Annotated in this window: 16 protein-coding genes, 1 tRNA gene and 1 riboswitch; of the genes, 10 read left to right on the plus strand and 7 right to left on the minus strand. The window is 34.7% G+C overall.

Annotation, left to right across the window (positions count from 1 at the left end; genetic code table 11):
* The first annotated feature begins 37 nt into the window (after positions 1 to 37).
* On the plus strand, positions 38 to 601 hold the full coding sequence (locus BW932_RS10400) for a hypothetical protein (protein ID WP_076387442.1): 564 nt from the start codon (positions 38 to 40) through the stop codon (positions 599 to 601).
* Positions 602 to 650: 49 nt separating this feature from the next.
* Here the strand turns inward: BW932_RS10400 and rplS are convergent, their stop codons facing one another.
* Entirely contained in the window at positions 651 to 1,004 is a 354-nt protein-coding gene (gene rplS, locus BW932_RS10405; RefSeq protein ID WP_076387443.1) for a 50S ribosomal protein L19, read from the minus strand.
* Positions 1,005 to 1,500: 496 nt separating this feature from the next.
* Here rplS and BW932_RS10410 point away from each other — a divergent pair, with 496 nt between their 5' ends.
* Entirely contained in the window at positions 1,501 to 2,202 is a 702-nt protein-coding gene (locus BW932_RS10410; RefSeq protein WP_076387444.1) for a CoA transferase subunit A, read from the plus strand.
* Between the two features lie 473 nt (positions 2,203 to 2,675).
* On the opposite strand, the gene BW932_RS10415 is transcribed toward BW932_RS10410, so the two are convergent.
* A complete protein-coding gene (locus BW932_RS10415) occupies positions 2,676 to 4,469 on the minus strand; it encodes an ABC transporter ATP-binding protein (protein WP_076387445.1) in 1,794 nt (597 codons plus the stop codon).
* A gap of 125 nt (positions 4,470 to 4,594) precedes the next feature.
* Here BW932_RS10415 and BW932_RS10420 point away from each other — a divergent pair, with 125 nt between their 5' ends.
* A complete protein-coding gene (locus tag BW932_RS10420) occupies positions 4,595 to 5,248 on the plus strand; it encodes a CoA transferase subunit B (RefSeq protein WP_076387446.1) in 654 nt (217 codons plus the stop codon).
* 74 nt (positions 5,249 to 5,322) lie between these two features.
* On the opposite strand, the gene BW932_RS10425 is transcribed toward BW932_RS10420, so the two are convergent.
* On the minus strand, positions 5,323 to 6,066 hold the full coding sequence (locus BW932_RS10425; RefSeq protein WP_084566500.1) for a dienelactone hydrolase family protein: 744 nt from the start codon (positions 6,064 to 6,066) through the stop codon (positions 5,323 to 5,325).
* Positions 6,067 to 6,304: 238 nt separating this feature from the next.
* Between BW932_RS10425 and BW932_RS10430 the strand changes: the two genes are divergently transcribed.
* Entirely contained in the window at positions 6,305 to 6,664 is a 360-nt protein-coding gene (locus BW932_RS10430; protein ID WP_076387447.1) for a cupin domain-containing protein, read from the plus strand.
* 98 nt (positions 6,665 to 6,762) lie between these two features.
* A riboswitch (cobalamin riboswitch) is annotated at positions 6,763 to 6,954 on the plus strand.
* Between the two features lie 126 nt (positions 6,955 to 7,080).
* On the plus strand, positions 7,081 to 8,181 hold the full coding sequence (locus BW932_RS10435; protein ID WP_076387448.1) for a leucine-rich repeat domain-containing protein: 1,101 nt from the start codon (positions 7,081 to 7,083) through the stop codon (positions 8,179 to 8,181).
* Between the two features lie 132 nt (positions 8,182 to 8,313).
* Here the strand turns inward: BW932_RS10435 and BW932_RS10440 are convergent, their stop codons facing one another.
* The 3 genes from BW932_RS10440 to BW932_RS10450 form a co-directional block, all read right to left on the minus strand.
* Positions 8,314 to 8,925, minus strand: a complete 612-nt coding sequence (locus tag BW932_RS10440) for an HAD family hydrolase (RefSeq protein WP_076387449.1) — start codon at positions 8,923 to 8,925, stop codon at positions 8,314 to 8,316.
* Positions 8,926 to 8,949: 24 nt separating this feature from the next.
* Positions 8,950 to 10,239 (minus strand): Na+/H+ antiporter NhaC family protein, encoded by a 1,290-nt coding sequence (locus BW932_RS10445; RefSeq protein ID WP_076387450.1) that lies wholly within the window; start codon positions 10,237 to 10,239, stop codon positions 8,950 to 8,952.
* 66 nt (positions 10,240 to 10,305) lie between these two features.
* The gene (locus tag BW932_RS10450) at positions 10,306 to 10,740 is read right to left on the minus strand and encodes a type I restriction enzyme HsdR N-terminal domain-containing protein (RefSeq protein WP_076387451.1); all 435 of its coding nucleotides are present in this window, start codon (positions 10,738 to 10,740) and stop codon (positions 10,306 to 10,308) included.
* 2 nt (positions 10,741 to 10,742) lie between these two features.
* On the opposite strand from BW932_RS10450, the gene holA reads away from it, so the two are divergent.
* The 5 genes from holA (at position 10,743) to BW932_RS10475 (ending at position 15,221) form a co-directional block, all read left to right on the plus strand.
* The gene (holA, locus tag BW932_RS10455) at positions 10,743 to 11,780 is read left to right on the plus strand and encodes a DNA polymerase III subunit delta (RefSeq protein WP_076387452.1); all 1,038 of its coding nucleotides are present in this window, start codon (positions 10,743 to 10,745) and stop codon (positions 11,778 to 11,780) included.
* Between the two features lie 301 nt (positions 11,781 to 12,081).
* Positions 12,082 to 13,023, plus strand: a complete 942-nt coding sequence (gene trxB, locus BW932_RS10460) for a thioredoxin-disulfide reductase (protein ID WP_076387453.1) — start codon at positions 12,082 to 12,084, stop codon at positions 13,021 to 13,023.
* A gap of 132 nt (positions 13,024 to 13,155) precedes the next feature.
* Positions 13,156 to 13,521 (plus strand): fluoride efflux transporter CrcB, encoded by a 366-nt coding sequence (gene crcB, locus BW932_RS10465; protein WP_076387461.1) that lies wholly within the window; start codon positions 13,156 to 13,158, stop codon positions 13,519 to 13,521.
* 107 nt (positions 13,522 to 13,628) lie between these two features.
* Positions 13,629 to 13,713 (plus strand) — tRNA-Ser (locus BW932_RS10470).
* Positions 13,714 to 13,967: 254 nt separating this feature from the next.
* Positions 13,968 to 15,221, plus strand: a complete 1,254-nt coding sequence (locus BW932_RS10475) for a site-specific integrase (protein WP_076387454.1) — start codon at positions 13,968 to 13,970, stop codon at positions 15,219 to 15,221.
* A 551-nt stretch (positions 15,222 to 15,772) separates the two neighbouring features.
* Here the strand turns inward: BW932_RS10475 and BW932_RS10480 are convergent.
* A complete protein-coding gene (locus BW932_RS10480; RefSeq protein WP_076387455.1) occupies positions 15,773 to 16,231 on the minus strand; it encodes a nuclear transport factor 2 family protein in 459 nt (152 codons plus the stop codon).
* Between the last annotated feature and the right edge of the window lie 260 nt (positions 16,232 to 16,491).

Raw genomic sequence — 16,491 nt, forward strand, 5'->3', positions numbered from 1 at the left:
ATATAAAGAGGATTAATCAACATGGCTAAATACATTGATGCAGAACACCATTTTAAATAAAACCGAAAAAATATCGAACTACTTCCTCGAAATGGGAATTTTTGATTTTGAAAATGCAGGAAAATACATTAAAAAATTACCTTATAAAAGAAATCTTAATAAGGAAAATATCTTCTGTGTCTTAGAAGAAGAGGGTGGAACGTGCAGCACGAAACACGCTTTACTCAAAAGATTAGCCGATGAAAATAATTACGATGGAGTAAAACTCATGCTCGGTATTTTCAAAATGAATGCCGAAAACACTCCAAAAATTGCCCCTGTTCTTCAGAAATATCACTTAAAAGAAATGCCTGAAGCACACAATTATCTAAAATTTAGAGATGAAATTCAAGATTTTACCACCAAAAATTCTGAACCCAAAGATTTTGTAAATGATTTGATCGAAGAAATAGAAATTAAAGCGGACCAAATTACCCAATTCAAAATCGGATATCACAAAAATTTTCTAGAAAATTACCTGCTGAACAATCCGCAAATTAAATATTCACCAAGTGAATTCTGGCACATTAGAGAAGAATGCATTGCCGCTTTGCAACACTAAAAAACCCATCAAAATAAATTGATGGGTTTCTTTTATCCTTGAATCAGAATTACTTTTTGTAAGCAGCGTCTTTAATTCTCGCTTTTTTACCTCTAAGTTTTTGGAAGTAGTAGATTCTTGCTCTTCTAACTTTACCTCTTCTGTCGATTTCAATTTTTTGCAAAGCAGGCATGTTCAAAGGAAAAACTCTTTGTACACCAACATCTCCACTCATTTTTCTGATGGTAAATGTTTTCGTAGCTCCAGTTCCTCTCAATTGAAGAACAGTTCCTTTAAAAAACTGCGTTCTTGTTTTCGCGCCCTCTTTAATTTCGTAATACACAGTGATGGTGTCACCGGCTTTGAATTCTGGGAATTCTTTTTTTGTGATGTACTTGTCTTGTACGTACTTTACTAAATCCATTTTTATAATAAAAATTTGTTTTGTCGAGCTAAGCAACTTTCACGTCCTTCGTCAGAGGTTGATTAACAGGTTGCAAAAATAAAACAAATTTCATTAACAGCCAATACTTTATACAACAATTTTACTGTTTATTTCTAGGAGCATCAAGATTTCAGCTTCTCAGTAGATTCGGTCCCGCTTTCCATTCCAATTCCTCGCTCCTCCTACGTCGTCACTGCGGGATTTCCATTGCAATCGGGGCTAGGTTCACAGGCATTTTGGTATTCAAATTTTTTTAGTGGTTTAGTTTTTTAGTAATTGAGTAATTGAGTATTTGGGTTTTTGAGTATTTGAAATTAACGAATTTCGAATCATAAAAAGTAAAAAAAGCCAAGTTGAAAATTGGAAACTTTCAGATAAAATTCAATCAGCAGCAAACAACATCAAACAACATCAAACAGATTTCCCCATTTCCTAAAAAAAGTGTAATTTCAAGCCACAAAATTTTTAAAAAACCATGATCGATAAAAGAGTAAAAAATGTGCAGGAAGCAATTGCTGGAATCAGCGACGGAATGACTTTAATCGTCGGTGGATTCGGATTATGCGGAATACCGGAAAATTCAATTAACGCTTTGGTAGAAAGCAATGTCACAGATTTGACTTGCATTTCCAACAACGCCGGAGTTGATGATTTCGGATTAGGATTGCTTTTGCAGAAAAAACAGATCAAAAAAATGATCGCTTCTTATGTTGGTGAAAATGCAGAATTCGAAAGACAAATGCTTTCAGGAGAATTAGAAGTTGAATTAACACCACAAGGAACTCTAGCCGAAAAATGTCGTGCTGCACAACACGGAATTCCCGCATTTTATACTCCTGCAGGTTACGGAACCGAAGTCGCAGAAGGAAAAGAAGTCAAAGATTTCGACGGAAAACCCCATATTTTAGAACACGCTTACAAAGCCGATTATTCCATCGTAAAAGCCTGGAAAGGTGATCACGCCGGAAATTTAATTTTCAAAGGAACGGCCCGAAATTTCAACGCACCAATGGCGGGAAGCGGAAAAATCACCATTGCCGAAGTAGAAGAATTGGTAGAACCAGGCGTTTTAGATCCCAATGAAATCCACATACCCGGAATTATGGTGCAACGTATTTTTCAAGGAGAACATTTCGAAAAAAGAATTGAGCAGAGAACGGTGAGGAAAAGAAGTTAGTACACATTTGGATTTATTAATAAAAAGAAACATTTCTCAACAGGGAAATGTTTCTTTATTTTTCAGCAATTATTTGACTCAAACTGATTCCACGCACTTTCAAAATACGCCTTTGCAATTTGCGAATAATTGAAACCATTTTTAAAATCTTTTAGATTAAAATTGGTATCTGTCCAATATCCGTAATTATCTTTCCACGGCATTATCATAACAACTTTTTCATCTTTATCTAAACCTATTTCTCTTTCAGGAATTCCGTTTACATCAAATTTAATAAGCCAAAAATTTATATTTTGAATTTGATTTTCAAAATCAGGATTAGCTTTTGGGAATATTGTTGAAAGAAACTTTTCTAATAAAGTAATAAAAAAATTATATTTTCAGGTTGAGAAATTTCATCAAGTTCTATTTTGAGATAAGTGTTTTTCATACGTATCAGATAACTCTCCAAATATACTAATTCACAAAAAATTTTAGATAACCACTTTCCTTTCTCCAATCTGCTGTCTCCACATTGCGAAATACAGTCCTTTTAATTCCAGTAAATTTTCATGAGAACCGGTTTCAATGACTTTGCCTTTTTCTAAAACGAAAATTCGGTCTGCATGCATAATTGTGCTTAATCGGTGTGCAATGAGAACGGTGATCTGCTCTTTTTGCGCAGAAATTTCGCGGATTGTAGACGTGATCTCTTCTTCCGTAATACTGTCCAAAGCAGAAGTTGCTTCATCAAAAATCAGCAAATGTGGTTTTCTTAATAACGCTCTTGCAATAGCGATTCTCTGTTTTTCTCCACCGCTTAATTTGAGTCCGCCTTCACCAATTACAGTTTCTATTCCTTTTTCTGCTCGTTCAATTAAAGCAGTTGCGCTGGATTTTTTTAAAGCCATTTGTAATTCTTCGTCGGTGGCATTTGGATTTACGAACAGTAAATTTTCTTTGATGGTTCCCGCAAAAAGTTGCGTATCCTGCGTTACAAAACCAATCTGATTCCGCAATTCATCGAAATCAATTTCATTTCCATTGATATTATTGTAGAAAATAGCGCCTTCTTTTGGGCGGTACAATCCAACCAACAATTTCACCAATGTACTTTTTCCCGATCCACTTGGACCAACAAACGCGATCGTTTCTCCATTTTTTACTTCAAAAGAAATATCGTTCAACGCTTTGTATGAAGCAGATTGATGCTGGAAAGATACTTTTACGAATGCCAATTTTTCGATGGCTCCGATTTGTTTTGGTGTTTGCGGTTTCTGTTCTACTGGTTTTTTCATCAACGTATCAAAATTATTCAGCGAAGCTTGTGCTTCACGATACGAAATAATGATGTTTCCGATTTCCTGCATCGGTCCGAAAATAAAGAATCCGTAGAACATTAAAGATAAATATTGTCCCGGAGTTACAACATTTTTAAAGATTAAAAAGAGCAAGGTAAACGTGATCATCTGCTGCAGAAAATTCACCATCGTTCCCTGAATAAAGCTCAAAGAACGAATGCTTTTTACTTTTCGCAACTCCAATCCAAGAATTTTATACGTATTGCTGTTCAGACGTTTCACTTCTTGTTTGGTTAATCCCAAACTTTTTACAATTTCTATATTTCTTAAGCTTTCTGTGGTGCTTCCTGCCAAAGTATTGGTTTCTGCGACAATGACTTTCTGGATGTTTTTAATTCTCTTGCTCAGCAAATTCGTAATGAAGGAAATGATGAAAATTCCAACCACATAAACCGGCATAATCGACCAATGCAATCGGATCGCATACACCGAAACGAAGATGATACTCACCAAAATTCCAAAGAAAATATTGATAAAATTGGTAATAAATTTCACCGAATCTTCCCGAACTTTCGTTAAAATAGACAAGGTTTCGCCACTTCTTTGATCTTCAAATTCCTGAAAAGGCAATGCCATAGAATGTTGCAAACCATCGGTAAAAATATTAGCGCCAAATTTTTGAGTGATCACATTCACCACATAATCCTGAAAAGCTTTCGCAATTCGGCTTACCATAGCGGTTCCTATTAATAGTCCCAAAAAGTAAAAAACGCCGTGGTAAATATCGGTTCCGTACAAATAGTCGTTTAGATTTCTGGCCAGAAGTTTTTCTTTATCAAAAAAATTAGGATGCGTTACCAACTGATCGAGAATATTTCCTGTAATAGCGGGACCAAACAAAGAAAAAACCTGATTAATGGTCGCGAGAAATAAAGATAAAATGAGCAACCATTGATGTGGTTTTAAATATTTGAGAAGTGTTTTCATTTTTAAAAATAATAAGATGCAAAATTACAGTTATTAATTGGTTTGTTCATGGCATTCTATAGATTGTCTCGATACCATTTGTATAGGAAATGAAAAATGAATAAATTGCAGTTTAACTTAAAACTATGCTCACAAAAGAACAAATCGCCCAAAGAATTTCCAAAGAAGTAAAAGATGGTTATTACGTAAACCTCGGAATCGGAATTCCGACTTTGGTTGCGAACTTCGTTTCTCACGACCTTTCCGTAGAATTTCAAAGTGAAAATGGCGTACTCGGAATGGGACCTTTTCCTTTTGAAGGTGAAGAAGATCCTGATCTGATCAACGCGGGAAAACAAACCATCACGACACTTCCCGGAGCTTCATTTTTTGATTCTGCTTTCAGTTTTGGCATGATCAGAAGCCAAAAAGTGGATCTAACGATTCTTGGCGCGATGGAAGTTTCCGAAAAAGGCGATATCGCAAACTGGAAAATTCCTGGAAAAATGGTAAAAGGAATGGGCGGTGCGATGGATTTAGTGGCTTCTGCAGAAAATATTATCGTTGCGATGATGCATGTGAATAAAGCGGGAGAAAGCAAAATTTTAAAAAACTGTACGCTTCCCTTAACGGGAGTTGGCTGCGTGAAAAAAGTAGTCACGGAATTGGCGGTTTTGGATATTACAACAAATGGTTTTAAACTGTTGGAAAGAGCTCCCGGAGTTTCTGTGGAAGATATTATCAAAGCTACCGAAGCAGATTTAATCATCGAAGGAGAAATTCCGGAGATGCAGTTTTAATCATAGCTTTTATATAACAAAGAAATCCTTTTCAAAATTGAAAAGGATTTCTTTGTTATAATGGATTAGTGATTTTATTTTAAAATCTCCTTCAAGAACATCATCGTGTGATTCCAGGCTCTTTTCGACATTACAGCATTGTAATCTGGTGATTCTGGATTGGTAAAGGTGTGTTTAGAATTCGCATACGTGATGATTTGCCAATCTGCTTTTCCTTCCTTCATTTCTGTAACCAAAGAATTGTAATTTTCTGGAGTTATGCCTTCGTCATCGGCACCGTTTTCTATTAACATTTTGGTAGAAATTGCTTCGTTTTTTCGAGCGGCATCTTTTCCAATTCCACCATGAATAGAAACGATTCCTGAAACTGGCATTTTTCCACGTGCGACTTCCAATGCTCCAGTTCCTCCAAAACAATAGCCAATTACTGCGATTTTATCAGGATTAGCGCCATTTTTTTTCAATTGTTCCAAAGCGAGAGCGATCCTTTTTTGGTACGCTTCAAAATTTTGTTTGTAGGAACCAGCCATTTTTCCTGCAGATGCATAGTCGGTCGGCGTATTTCCGACTCCATAAATATCGGCAATAAAGGCGATGTAACCTGCTTTTTCCAATTCTGCCGCTGCTGTTTTTGCTTCCTTATCAATTCCCATCCATGCTGGTAAAATCAAAACTCCGGGCAGTTTTTTTCCTGCATTCGAAGTGACCAAACCACTCAATTTTTGCGTTCCATCTTGATAAGAAACGCTTTTCAGTTTCTGACCGAATGCTGTTCCTGATGCCATGAAAAGTGCTGCTAAAAATAAATTACGTATCATTTTATCTAATTTTATTAGGGTAAAAGTACATACAAAATGAGCTACAATAATGACAAAATAGTAAATGATGTCGATTGATATTTTTAATCAGAAAACTAGCGCTATTTACTGATCAAAAAAGCAAAATGTAAGTATTGGTTTTTAAATTTAAAGATTTAATTTTGTTGAAATTAGAGTGGTATTACTTTAACAAATCTAATTTTTAAGGTTTAGATTATTATAAAAAAAACAAAAGGGTATGTCAAAATATAAAATCCAAAAATCACCTTTCATCGTTCCGACCACTGATGGAAAACTCATCGAAGAAATCTGGGGAAATTCGACCGGAAATTCTGGAATTTCAATTGCTCACATGGTTGCACCTCCCAATTGGAGTGAACCTTTTCAAACTCCTGAATTTGATGAATTTACCTACATTATTAAAGGTAAAAAACAATTTGAAATCGATGGGGAAATCGTTGTTTTAGAAACCGGACAAAGTATTCTTATCCAAAAAGGAGTGCGAGTGAAGTACAGCAATCCGTTTGAAAATCCTTGTGATTATCTGGCGATTTGTCTGCCTGCATTTTCGATGGATTTGGTGAATCGTGAAGACTGAAATAATACCGTGTTTTTACAAATTTATCGTTGTTTAGTGAAGTGTGTTATTTGAAATGATAAATGTCACTTTTTAATTCTTTAATTTAAAGATATATTTGCCGCTTGATAAAATAAGGTTGTAATCTGAATTTTCAGAAAACATTAATAGGGAATCAAGTTGAATTCTTGAGCTGTACCCGCAACTGTAAGCCATCAATAGTATTGTTATTTTTGTGTCACTGATTTTAGATCGGGAAGGCCAACAATTACTAAGCAAGCCAGGAGACCTGCCTATTTTTTATTATACATCTCTTCGGGAAAAAAGAGATATTGATTTGGTAAAGCGTTCCTTGTTTTATCATGCTGTCTTTGTGCGTAAAGGCTTTTTCAATTTCTTTTTTTCTCTTTTTTGTGAAATAATTAAATTTTAGAAATATGAAAAAAGCATTATTGTTTTTATTCGTCGGAGGTTTCTTTTCGGCACAAAATGTACAATTTACTGACATTAATTTTAAAAAAGCCATCATCAAGGCTTATCCAGAAGTTGATGCCGATAAAGATGGCGAAATCTCTTTCGAAGATGCAAAAAGATTAACTTCAATCAGAAATCTATCTAGCTTTCCATCGATAACAAACGCCAATGGAATTGAAGCTTTTACCAATCTTACCGAGCTTGATTTAGGACAGAAAGATTTAACTTCGATTGATGTTTCCGCGAATACAAAATTAATCACTCTTAATCTTCGGCAAAATAAACTGCAAGGATCTTTTAATGTAAGCAATTTGTCAGAGCTGAAAACTTTAGAACTAAATAAAAATGTATTGACAGAAATAATTCTGCCTCAAAATGGAAACCTGGAAGTTTTGTACTGCAATGAAAATAAATTGACTCAGTTAAATGTTACCAATCTTCCAAATCTTAAAAAATTATTTCTGGTCAGTAATTCGATATTTACGTTAGATTTATCCCAAAACCTTTTATTGGATCGCCTTCATCTCGACAATAATAAATTGGTTAATCTTCATCTTGACAATCTTTCCAAGTTGAATTGGTTTTCTGCGAATAATAATTTGCTTACCACGATTACTTTTTCAAATAATCCTTTATTAAAAACTATTCTTGCACAAAATAATAGGTTAGAATCATTAAATTTTCAGGATGGTTTTGCAAACGCTTTGACCATGGTAAATCTTACAGGAAATTTAGGTTTTAATAGAATTATTAAAGATTGTAGTGACACTTTACCCATAATTACGGTAAATGTGGAAGATAATTGTTCCGTTTTAGGAGTGAACTTGTCACCACGAAAGGTATTGGTAATTTATCCTAATCCGGCTTCAGACAACCTATATTTTTCAGATTCTGTTTTTGTGGAAAACTACAGCATTTCAGATGCAGAAGGAAAACTGGTAATTTCGAAAAATTTGAACAGAGATGTGAAACTTATTTCGGTTGAGTTTTTATCAAAAGGCGTCTTTACTTTACGTGTTCGAACAAGGAATGGAGAAGTGATTCATCGTTTCTTGAAAAAATAAAATCCAAAAAAACGTGGTTTTATACTGTCATGAAACCACGTTTTTTACAATTTTCCTTAAGATTCGTGGGTGAAAATTGGTTGTAAATATTAGAATATCAAGACATCAAATGGAAGATTAAAACACAATCATTTAAAATTCAATTCCCAAATCTCTCAATTCTTTTTCCAAATCTGTATCTTCTTTGATGTGAATGCAGATAAATCCTAGACTTTTCGCGACTTCAATATTTTTAAAATTATCATCGATAAAAACCGATTCTTCAGCTTTAATTTGATAACGATTCAATAAAACATGCCAAATTTCTGGATTGGGTTTGATGAGTTTCTCTGTGCCGGAAACCACGATTTTACCCTTGAAAATACTGAAGAAATCATAGTTTTCTAAAGCGTAGGGAAAAGTTTCTGCAGACCAGTTCGTTAATCCAAAAAGTTCATATTCTGAATATTCTAGCTTTCGTAAAACTGCCACATTATCTGCAATTTCACTTTTTAACATCGTAGTCCAGTTGTCGTAGTAAGCGCGGATTTCTTTCTCCCATTCCGGGAAATTCGCAACTTGAACTGCTGTTCCTTCCGCTAAAGTTCGTCCACGGTCTTGTTCGATATTCCATTCATCGGTTGTGATATTTTTTAGGAAATATTCCATTTTTTCATCGTCATTAAAATAATCTTTGAAAAAATAGCGCGGATTCCAATCCATCACCACACCACCGAAATCGAAAATAATATTTTTAATAGCCATTAATTGAAAGTTGTTTGATGAATGTTAATTGTTTTTACTTCTGAAAAAGATCGAAATCAAAGTGATTACCAAAAGAAGATGTAAATAAAAGGAATTTAGAATCAAATCGGTATAACTCATTTTAAAATTACTCAACGATATCAGAATCAAAATCTGCGCTCCGTAAGTAATAATCCCTTGAACGTAACATGCAAATATATCAAGAATAGAAGCACTTTCCTGAGGTTTTAGTCCATATTTTTCAGTAATTTCCTTAGAGACTTTCCCGGAGATTAAAATGGCAATGGTATTATTCGCCACGCAGAAATTCGCCACCGTGACCAATCCGCCAATTCCGAGCAGAGCCGTTTTTTTCGAACTGATGATTTTATTGATGTTTCTCAAGAGAAAATTAATTCCGCCCGCTTTTTCTACCAATGCGGCTAAACCACCGGTAAGAAGCGAAAGCAGAAAAATTTCGGTCATGCTCGTAAAACCTTCATAGCTGCTTTTGGCAAAATCCATGAGACCGAAAGTTCCGTAACCCATTCCTAAAACACCTGCGAAAAGCAATCCTGAAAAAAGCACAACGAAAACATTAATTCCGATAATAGAAAGCGCGATTACAAGTAAATAAGGAAGGATCAGGATGAAATTGTAATCCTTTTGTTCCAAGGGTACGGCAGAAGTTTCCTGACTAAAACCGATCGCAACTAAAATAACAATCGCAATAATAGCCGCTGGTAAAGCGAGTTTGAAATTAACCCGGAACTTATCCTTCATTTCACATCCTAAACTTTGGGTGGCCGCAATCGTGGTATCTGAAATCACCGAAAGGTTATCACCGAACATCGCTCCAGAAAGCAAAGCAGCCCCAATTAATCCTAATGGAGAACCGCTTTTTTCAGCTAAATCAATAACAATGGGACCCAAAGTGACAATCGAGCCCACAGAAGTTCCGGAAGCGAAAGATAAAAATGAGGCAATCACAAAAATTCCCACCGGAAAATATGCAGCCGAAATATAATTTAAACCTAAATTCACAATCGTATCAATACTTCCCGTGGCTTTCGAAACCGTAGCAAATGCGCCCGCTAAAAGGTAAATGATACACATGGTCAAAATTTTGCCATCGCCACAACCTTTCAAAAAAGTATCGATTTTTTCATTTACTTTTCCTTTCAGCAAAACAAAGGCGGAAACAATTCCGATCAAAGCAGCAATAGGAGAGGGTAAAGCGTAAAAATCCTGATTGTAAATTCCGAATCCTAAAAAAATTCCTACGAAGAGGAGCAGAGGTAAAATAGAGAGAAAAGTGCCGTGTGTTTTTGTCATGGTGCAAAACTAGGCCACAAAAAGTCAAAAAGCAAAAAAAGAGCCCAGTAAAAAATTTGGTGATGATTAAAATTCGAAGGGAGAAAATTCATACCCTTTTTCCCGAAACTTCGCGAAAATATGCTGCAAACCATTACTCAAAATGATTTCTTCTGCCTCGAGAATAGAATTGTATCGCGCAGTTTGCTCAAATGTTTTTTCGGTCAGTTTAATTTCTGGCGCTTTACATTCCACCAAAATTTTTGCCACTGTTTTTTCGGTCACCAAAAGATCAATTCTCTTTGTCGTTCCGTTGAGAACCAGTTTTTTTTCCAAAATTAAAGAGGATAAGTTTCGGCCTTTTTTAAAATGAAAATAATGCACCCAATGTTGTCGTACCCATTCTTCCGGCGTAAGCTGAAGCCAGGATTTTCGCACCAAATCATAAATAAAAAACTTATCTTTGTCTCTCTTGATTTGAAAGTCAAAATCCTCATTAAAATTCAGTTTCGGAAGTTCCATTTATGAAAGAATTAGATTTAATCCTCAAAAATATTAAAAATAAAACGCTTTTGCCTATTTATTTTTTTCATGGCGAAGAACCGTATTTTATGGATGTAGCTTTGAAATCTTTTGAAAATGACTTTTTAGAAGAAGACGAAAAAGCCTTTAATCAAACCGTAGTTTACGGGAAAGATACGACGTATTCTGATGTACTTTCATTAGCAAGACAATTTCCCATGATGGGTGATAAACAAGTCATCATTCTGCGCGAAGCACAGGAAATTAAAATGACCGAAAAGGAAGCTGAAGCCTTGAAAATCTATTCAGAAAACCCTGTGGAATCTACACTTTTGGTCATTGCTCACAAGTATAAAAAAGTAGATGCCCGCAAAAGTTTTGCAAAAAATCTTACGAAAAGTAAAATGCTTTTCGTCAGTGATAAAGTAAAGGATTACGAAGTTGCAAAATGGATTTCGGGTGAAATGCTAAAATTAGGGTTGGAAAGTAAACCTCCGATCGCCGCTTTACTTTCCGAATATTTAGGAACCGATCTTTCGCGAATTTCCAATGAGCTGCAAAAACTCAAAATGATTTTGAAAGAAGGCGAGATCATCGATGAAAAAATCATCGAAACTCATATCGGAATCAGCAAAGATTTCAATGTTTTCGAACTCATCAAAGCTTTAGGAAAAAAAGATTCCACGAATGCCTTTAGAATTGCGCATTTTCTCGGAAAATCTCCGAAACAGAATACTTTTCCCATGATGATTGGGAATTTGTACAACTTTTTTTCAAATTTGGTAATTTTTCATACCATTAAAGGAGAATCGCCCCAAAATCAAGCTACAACCTTGGGAATTCATCCCTATTTCATCAAAGATTTCGCTGAAGCAACTCGGTTTTATAACCTCAAACATTGCACCCGAATTATTTCTATTTTAAGGGAAATGGATTTAAAAAGCAAAGGATTGGGTGCGATCAATATGACAGAAAGTGAATTGCTGAAAGAGATGGTGTACAAAATTCTGCATGTGGATCAGTACAAAGTGAAGTTGTAATTTTTTTTGGGCGACTTCCCGATAGTTATCGGGACCGTCCTCCATTCCCGCTTTTTTGTTCCACTTCGTTCCACAAAAAGAGCTCCATTCAGGCCGGGTCGCAGTCTAGGATGCAAAAGAAAGTTTCGGCTAAAAGAAAAGTTTGAAAATTTCAAACACAGCATTTCGCGGATTCCAATCCCTCTTTTTAAATCAGAAATTTTCAGTCATTGAAAAAATTCATCGCCAAAAACTTCGAAACCCCAAAATAAATCACGATTTTTGAGCACTTAAAATTATACCTCAACTTTAACCCAATTTAATGGAAGAAAATATTTTAGACTGTGTCATTATCGGTTCTGGTCCAGCCGGATTTACAGCCGCAATTTACGCCGCAAGAGCCGACCTTAAACCTGAATTATACACCGGATTAGAACCAGGTGGACAATTGACGACCACCACAGAAGTAGATAATTTCCCAGGATATCCCAACGGAATTACGGGTCCAGAAATGATGATGGATCTTCAAAAACAAGCCGAAAGATTCGAAACCAAAGTTCATTACGAAATGATTACCAAAGCTGAATTTTCTACGGAAGTTGGCGGTACTCATCAATTATGGGCAGGAAATAAAGCAATATTGGCAAAAACAGTCATTATTTCTACAGGTGCAACTGCGAAATATTTAGGCTTAGACGATGAAAAAAAATATTCTGGAGGCGGAGTTTCAGCTTGTGCAACGTGTGATGGATTTTTCTACAAAGGAAAAGATGTAGTCGTAGTTGGAGCAGGAGATACCGCAGCTGAAGAGGCCACTTATTTAGCGAAATTGGTCAATAAAGTTACCATTTTGGTACGAAAAGACTATATGAGAGCTTCAAAAGCGATGATTCACCGTGTAAGCAACACGCCAAATATCGAAGTGAAATTCAACCATGAATTAATCGGAATTGAAGGCGAAAATTCTTTGGTGGAAAGAGCGGTGGTCATCAATAACCAAACTCAGGAAACTTCAAAAATAGACGTTCACGGAATTTTCATAGCGATTGGTCACAAACCAAATACAGAGATCTTTAAAAACCAGATAACGCTGGATGAGAATGGTTATATCGATACGATTCCAGGAACATCAAAAACCAATTTACCGGGAGTTTTCGCAGTAGGAGATGTTCAAGATAGTCATTACAGACAAGCGATTACAGCGGCTGGAAGTGGATGTATGGGAGCGATGGATGCGGAAAAATATTTGGGAGAAGTTTTTTAGTGTTGGAGTGTATGAGTATTTGAGTATTTTCGGTAATATCTTATGCTCTTTTTTCAATTACTCAAGAACTCAAGAACTCAAGAACTCAAAAACACAAAAACTCCAGAACTCAACTACTCAAAATTCAGTGTCATGAAAAACCTCCTCTACATATTTTTCGGTGGTGGATTGGGAAGTGTTTTGCGCTTTTTGATTTCCAATTATACACAGAAGCTTTGGAACATCAATACCTTTCCGATGGGAACTTTTGTGGTCAATTTGATCGGGTGTTTTTTAATTGGGATTCTCACTTCCTATTTTATGAAAGTAGATCATTATTTAAAGTTTCTGTTGATTACGGGGTTTTGTGGCGGATTCACCACCTTTTCGACTTTTTCTGTAGAAAACTACTCTTTATGGCAAAGTGGTAACTATTCGATACTGCTATTTTATATTGTGTTGAGTGTCATTTTGGGTTTATTTGCTGTTTATGCGGGAATGCAATTGGCGAAAAATTAATTTTTCCTTTTGATAATGAAGGTTTTAAATTTTTTTTTAATAAATTATTTGGTCAATTTGTAAAAGGTCTTTATATTTGCACCACTGAAAAAGAGAAATATTTTCTTGGAGAAATGGCAGAGTGGTCGATTGCGGCAGTCTTGAAAACTGTTGACTGTAACAGGTCCTGGGGTTCGAATCCCTATTTCTCCGCTTGGTGAACAACCAAAACACATCAAAAGCCTTTAAATACTAGTATTTAAAGGCTTTTTTGTATTTAAGATGTATCAAATTATATCAAATTAATACAAAACAAAAGGGAGTACCTAGGTGAGTACTTGAAAAATAAAAAGAAGTACTCACCGAATTTAGCAGTAAACAGCCTATTCATCGCTTATTCATTCATTGAACATCTTGTAGGTTTAGAGGTTTCGAAATAAATTTATTAACCTTTAAAATCATGACTTATGCAAACCTACTGTTTACTACTCTATGCAAAAAAGACAAAAGGTAATTCTGAAATGTCCGCCATTTATTTGCGGATTACTATTGACGGAAAAAGAAAAGAAATTTCAACAGGAAAAACGATTAAAACGACAGAATGGAATTCTAAAGCCGGAAAAGTTTTTGGAAATTCTTCTCATGCAAAATCTTTTAATTCATTCCTCGAAAGCCTACGAGCAAAAATGTTCGAATCTTATAATTATCTTTTGAATAATCGAAAAATAATTACTTGTGAATGTCTGAAAAATAGATTTCTGGGGATTGATGAACGAAAAGTCACTTTAGTAGAAGCTTTTCAAGATCACAATAATCAAATAAAGGAATTAATAGGACGAGGATTCGCACATGGAACCTGGGAGCGGTATGAAACATCTCTTAGACATACTCAACAGTTTATGATGTGGAAATATAATATTTCAGATATTGACGTAAAAGAGATTAATCCTGCATTTATTTCAGATTATGAATTCTTTCTAAGAACGGTACGTAATTGCGCCAATAACTCAGCAGTAAAGTACATCAAAAATTTTCAGAAAATCATCAATATATGTTTAGATAACGAGTGGATTATTAAAAACCCTTTTGCTACTTATAAATCTAAAATTGTCATTACAGATGTACGCTTTCTTACAGAAAATGAATTAGAAAAAATAAAAAATAAAGTATTCAGCACTGATAGGTTACGGACTATTCGCGATATATTTCTCTTTTGTTGTTTTACAGGATTAGCTTATTCCGACGTTAAGAAATTAGCAAATGAAAACATATCAATTAATGCAAATGGCGAGAAATGGATCAAAATTAAAAGAACAAAAACAAAGGTTGAGGCAAGTATTCCTATTCTTCCAATTGCAAACGAGATTTTAGAACGTTATAAGGCAAATGTAAAGTGTGTCAATGATGAGAAAGTTTTACCTGTTCTAAGCAATCAAAAGATGAATGAGTATTTAAAAGAGATTGCCACTTTATGCGGGTTGGACTTTGATATTAGTTTTCATACGGCCAGACATACTTTTGCAACGACTGTAACATTAAATAATGGGGTACCACTTGAGACTGTTAGTAAAATGTTGGGTCACTCCAATGTTCAAATGACACAACATTATGCTAAAATTCAAGATCGAAAAATTGGCGATGATATGAATTTACTTAAAAAGGTATTAACTAAAAAGTCTAAGATTAAAGAAATTAAAAAGACCGCAGTTAATTATTCTTAGCGATAGGACCCACAATTTGTCCTAACCATTTTTTAAATTTATAAGGTAGGTCTATGTAGATCCATTTTACTTTACCTTGATATTGAGGTAGCTCAGATTTTAAGGCTTCAAGGTTATCTATATGAATAATTTATTCTCAGAAATAGCATCACTTTTTTGCCCATCTTTGTACGTGTACGCTTCTATAAATTTCTATAAGAGACATCTTGGTGATGATTAATGACTTTGTTTTTTCTATCCAATGTAGTGCGGGCATTCTAATATTAGTTTTAACAAAAGTAGGAAATCATTTACTAAAAATATATTTGCTAAGAGATTTAATCCCAATTACTACTCTGGGCAAGACTTTATACAAAAAGCTATAGTGTATCAACTTTAGAATACTCGTGGTATAAATCTTTAGGAAGAATCCATCATGGGAGAGACCTGATTAAAATGCTTTCATTAGATCATTAAACTGTACCCGACACCAGAATCGAACCGGTACTTCTTTTTTTATAAATCGCCCTATTTTCAAATTAATATTACCGTTTATGCTTGGTATGAAATATTTATTGTTCTTCTTCGTCAAAATTATCAAAATAGGAAAAATCTTTTGTTATCACTCCGTTTTCAATCGTGAAAATCGTGCAAATAGGTAATTCGAATTTCGAGTGGTCGGGTGCAGTTCCACTTGAGATAAATTCTACAATGATATGTTTGTCGTCCGAAGGATAAGTTTGAATAACCTGATCGTGAAGGTCTGGGAAAACTTTATTGAGTTCTGAATATTTGTCTACAATTTGTTGTCTTGTTTGTTTTACAATTCCCTGTCCTAGTGATGGATCTTTAAAATCGGTAGTTTCAGCATACATATCAGCCATTTTTGTCCACTCGTGATTGTTAAAATGCTCAAAATATTGCTTAACCAATTTTTCATTTGTAGAGGTGTCCATCGTTTTTTCTTTTGTTTGATTGTTACAGCCGATCAGTATAAAAGTCAAAATAAATACGGATAGTATTTTTCTCATAGCATAGTTTATTAATTTCACGTTTTGTTCTTTCGAGATTTTATTCAATTTATTGGTAATGTCTTTTCGCCTTCACGGCTATCTTCAGCTTATGAAAAATCTACGTATATACCTTTCAATAATGTAATCTTCCCCAAAAATAAGAACATTTAAAAATATAGTTTTTAAATTTGGAAGACTATGAAAAACAGTAAATTTTCAGAAGTTCAGATCATCAAGATTTTATCTGAACAAAATCAAGGAAAAACAGTAAATGAGAT

Origin of the sequence: Kaistella chaponensis, from assembly GCF_900156725.1 — a bacterium.
Taxonomy (GTDB): domain Bacteria; phylum Bacteroidota; class Bacteroidia; order Flavobacteriales; family Weeksellaceae; genus Kaistella; species Kaistella chaponensis.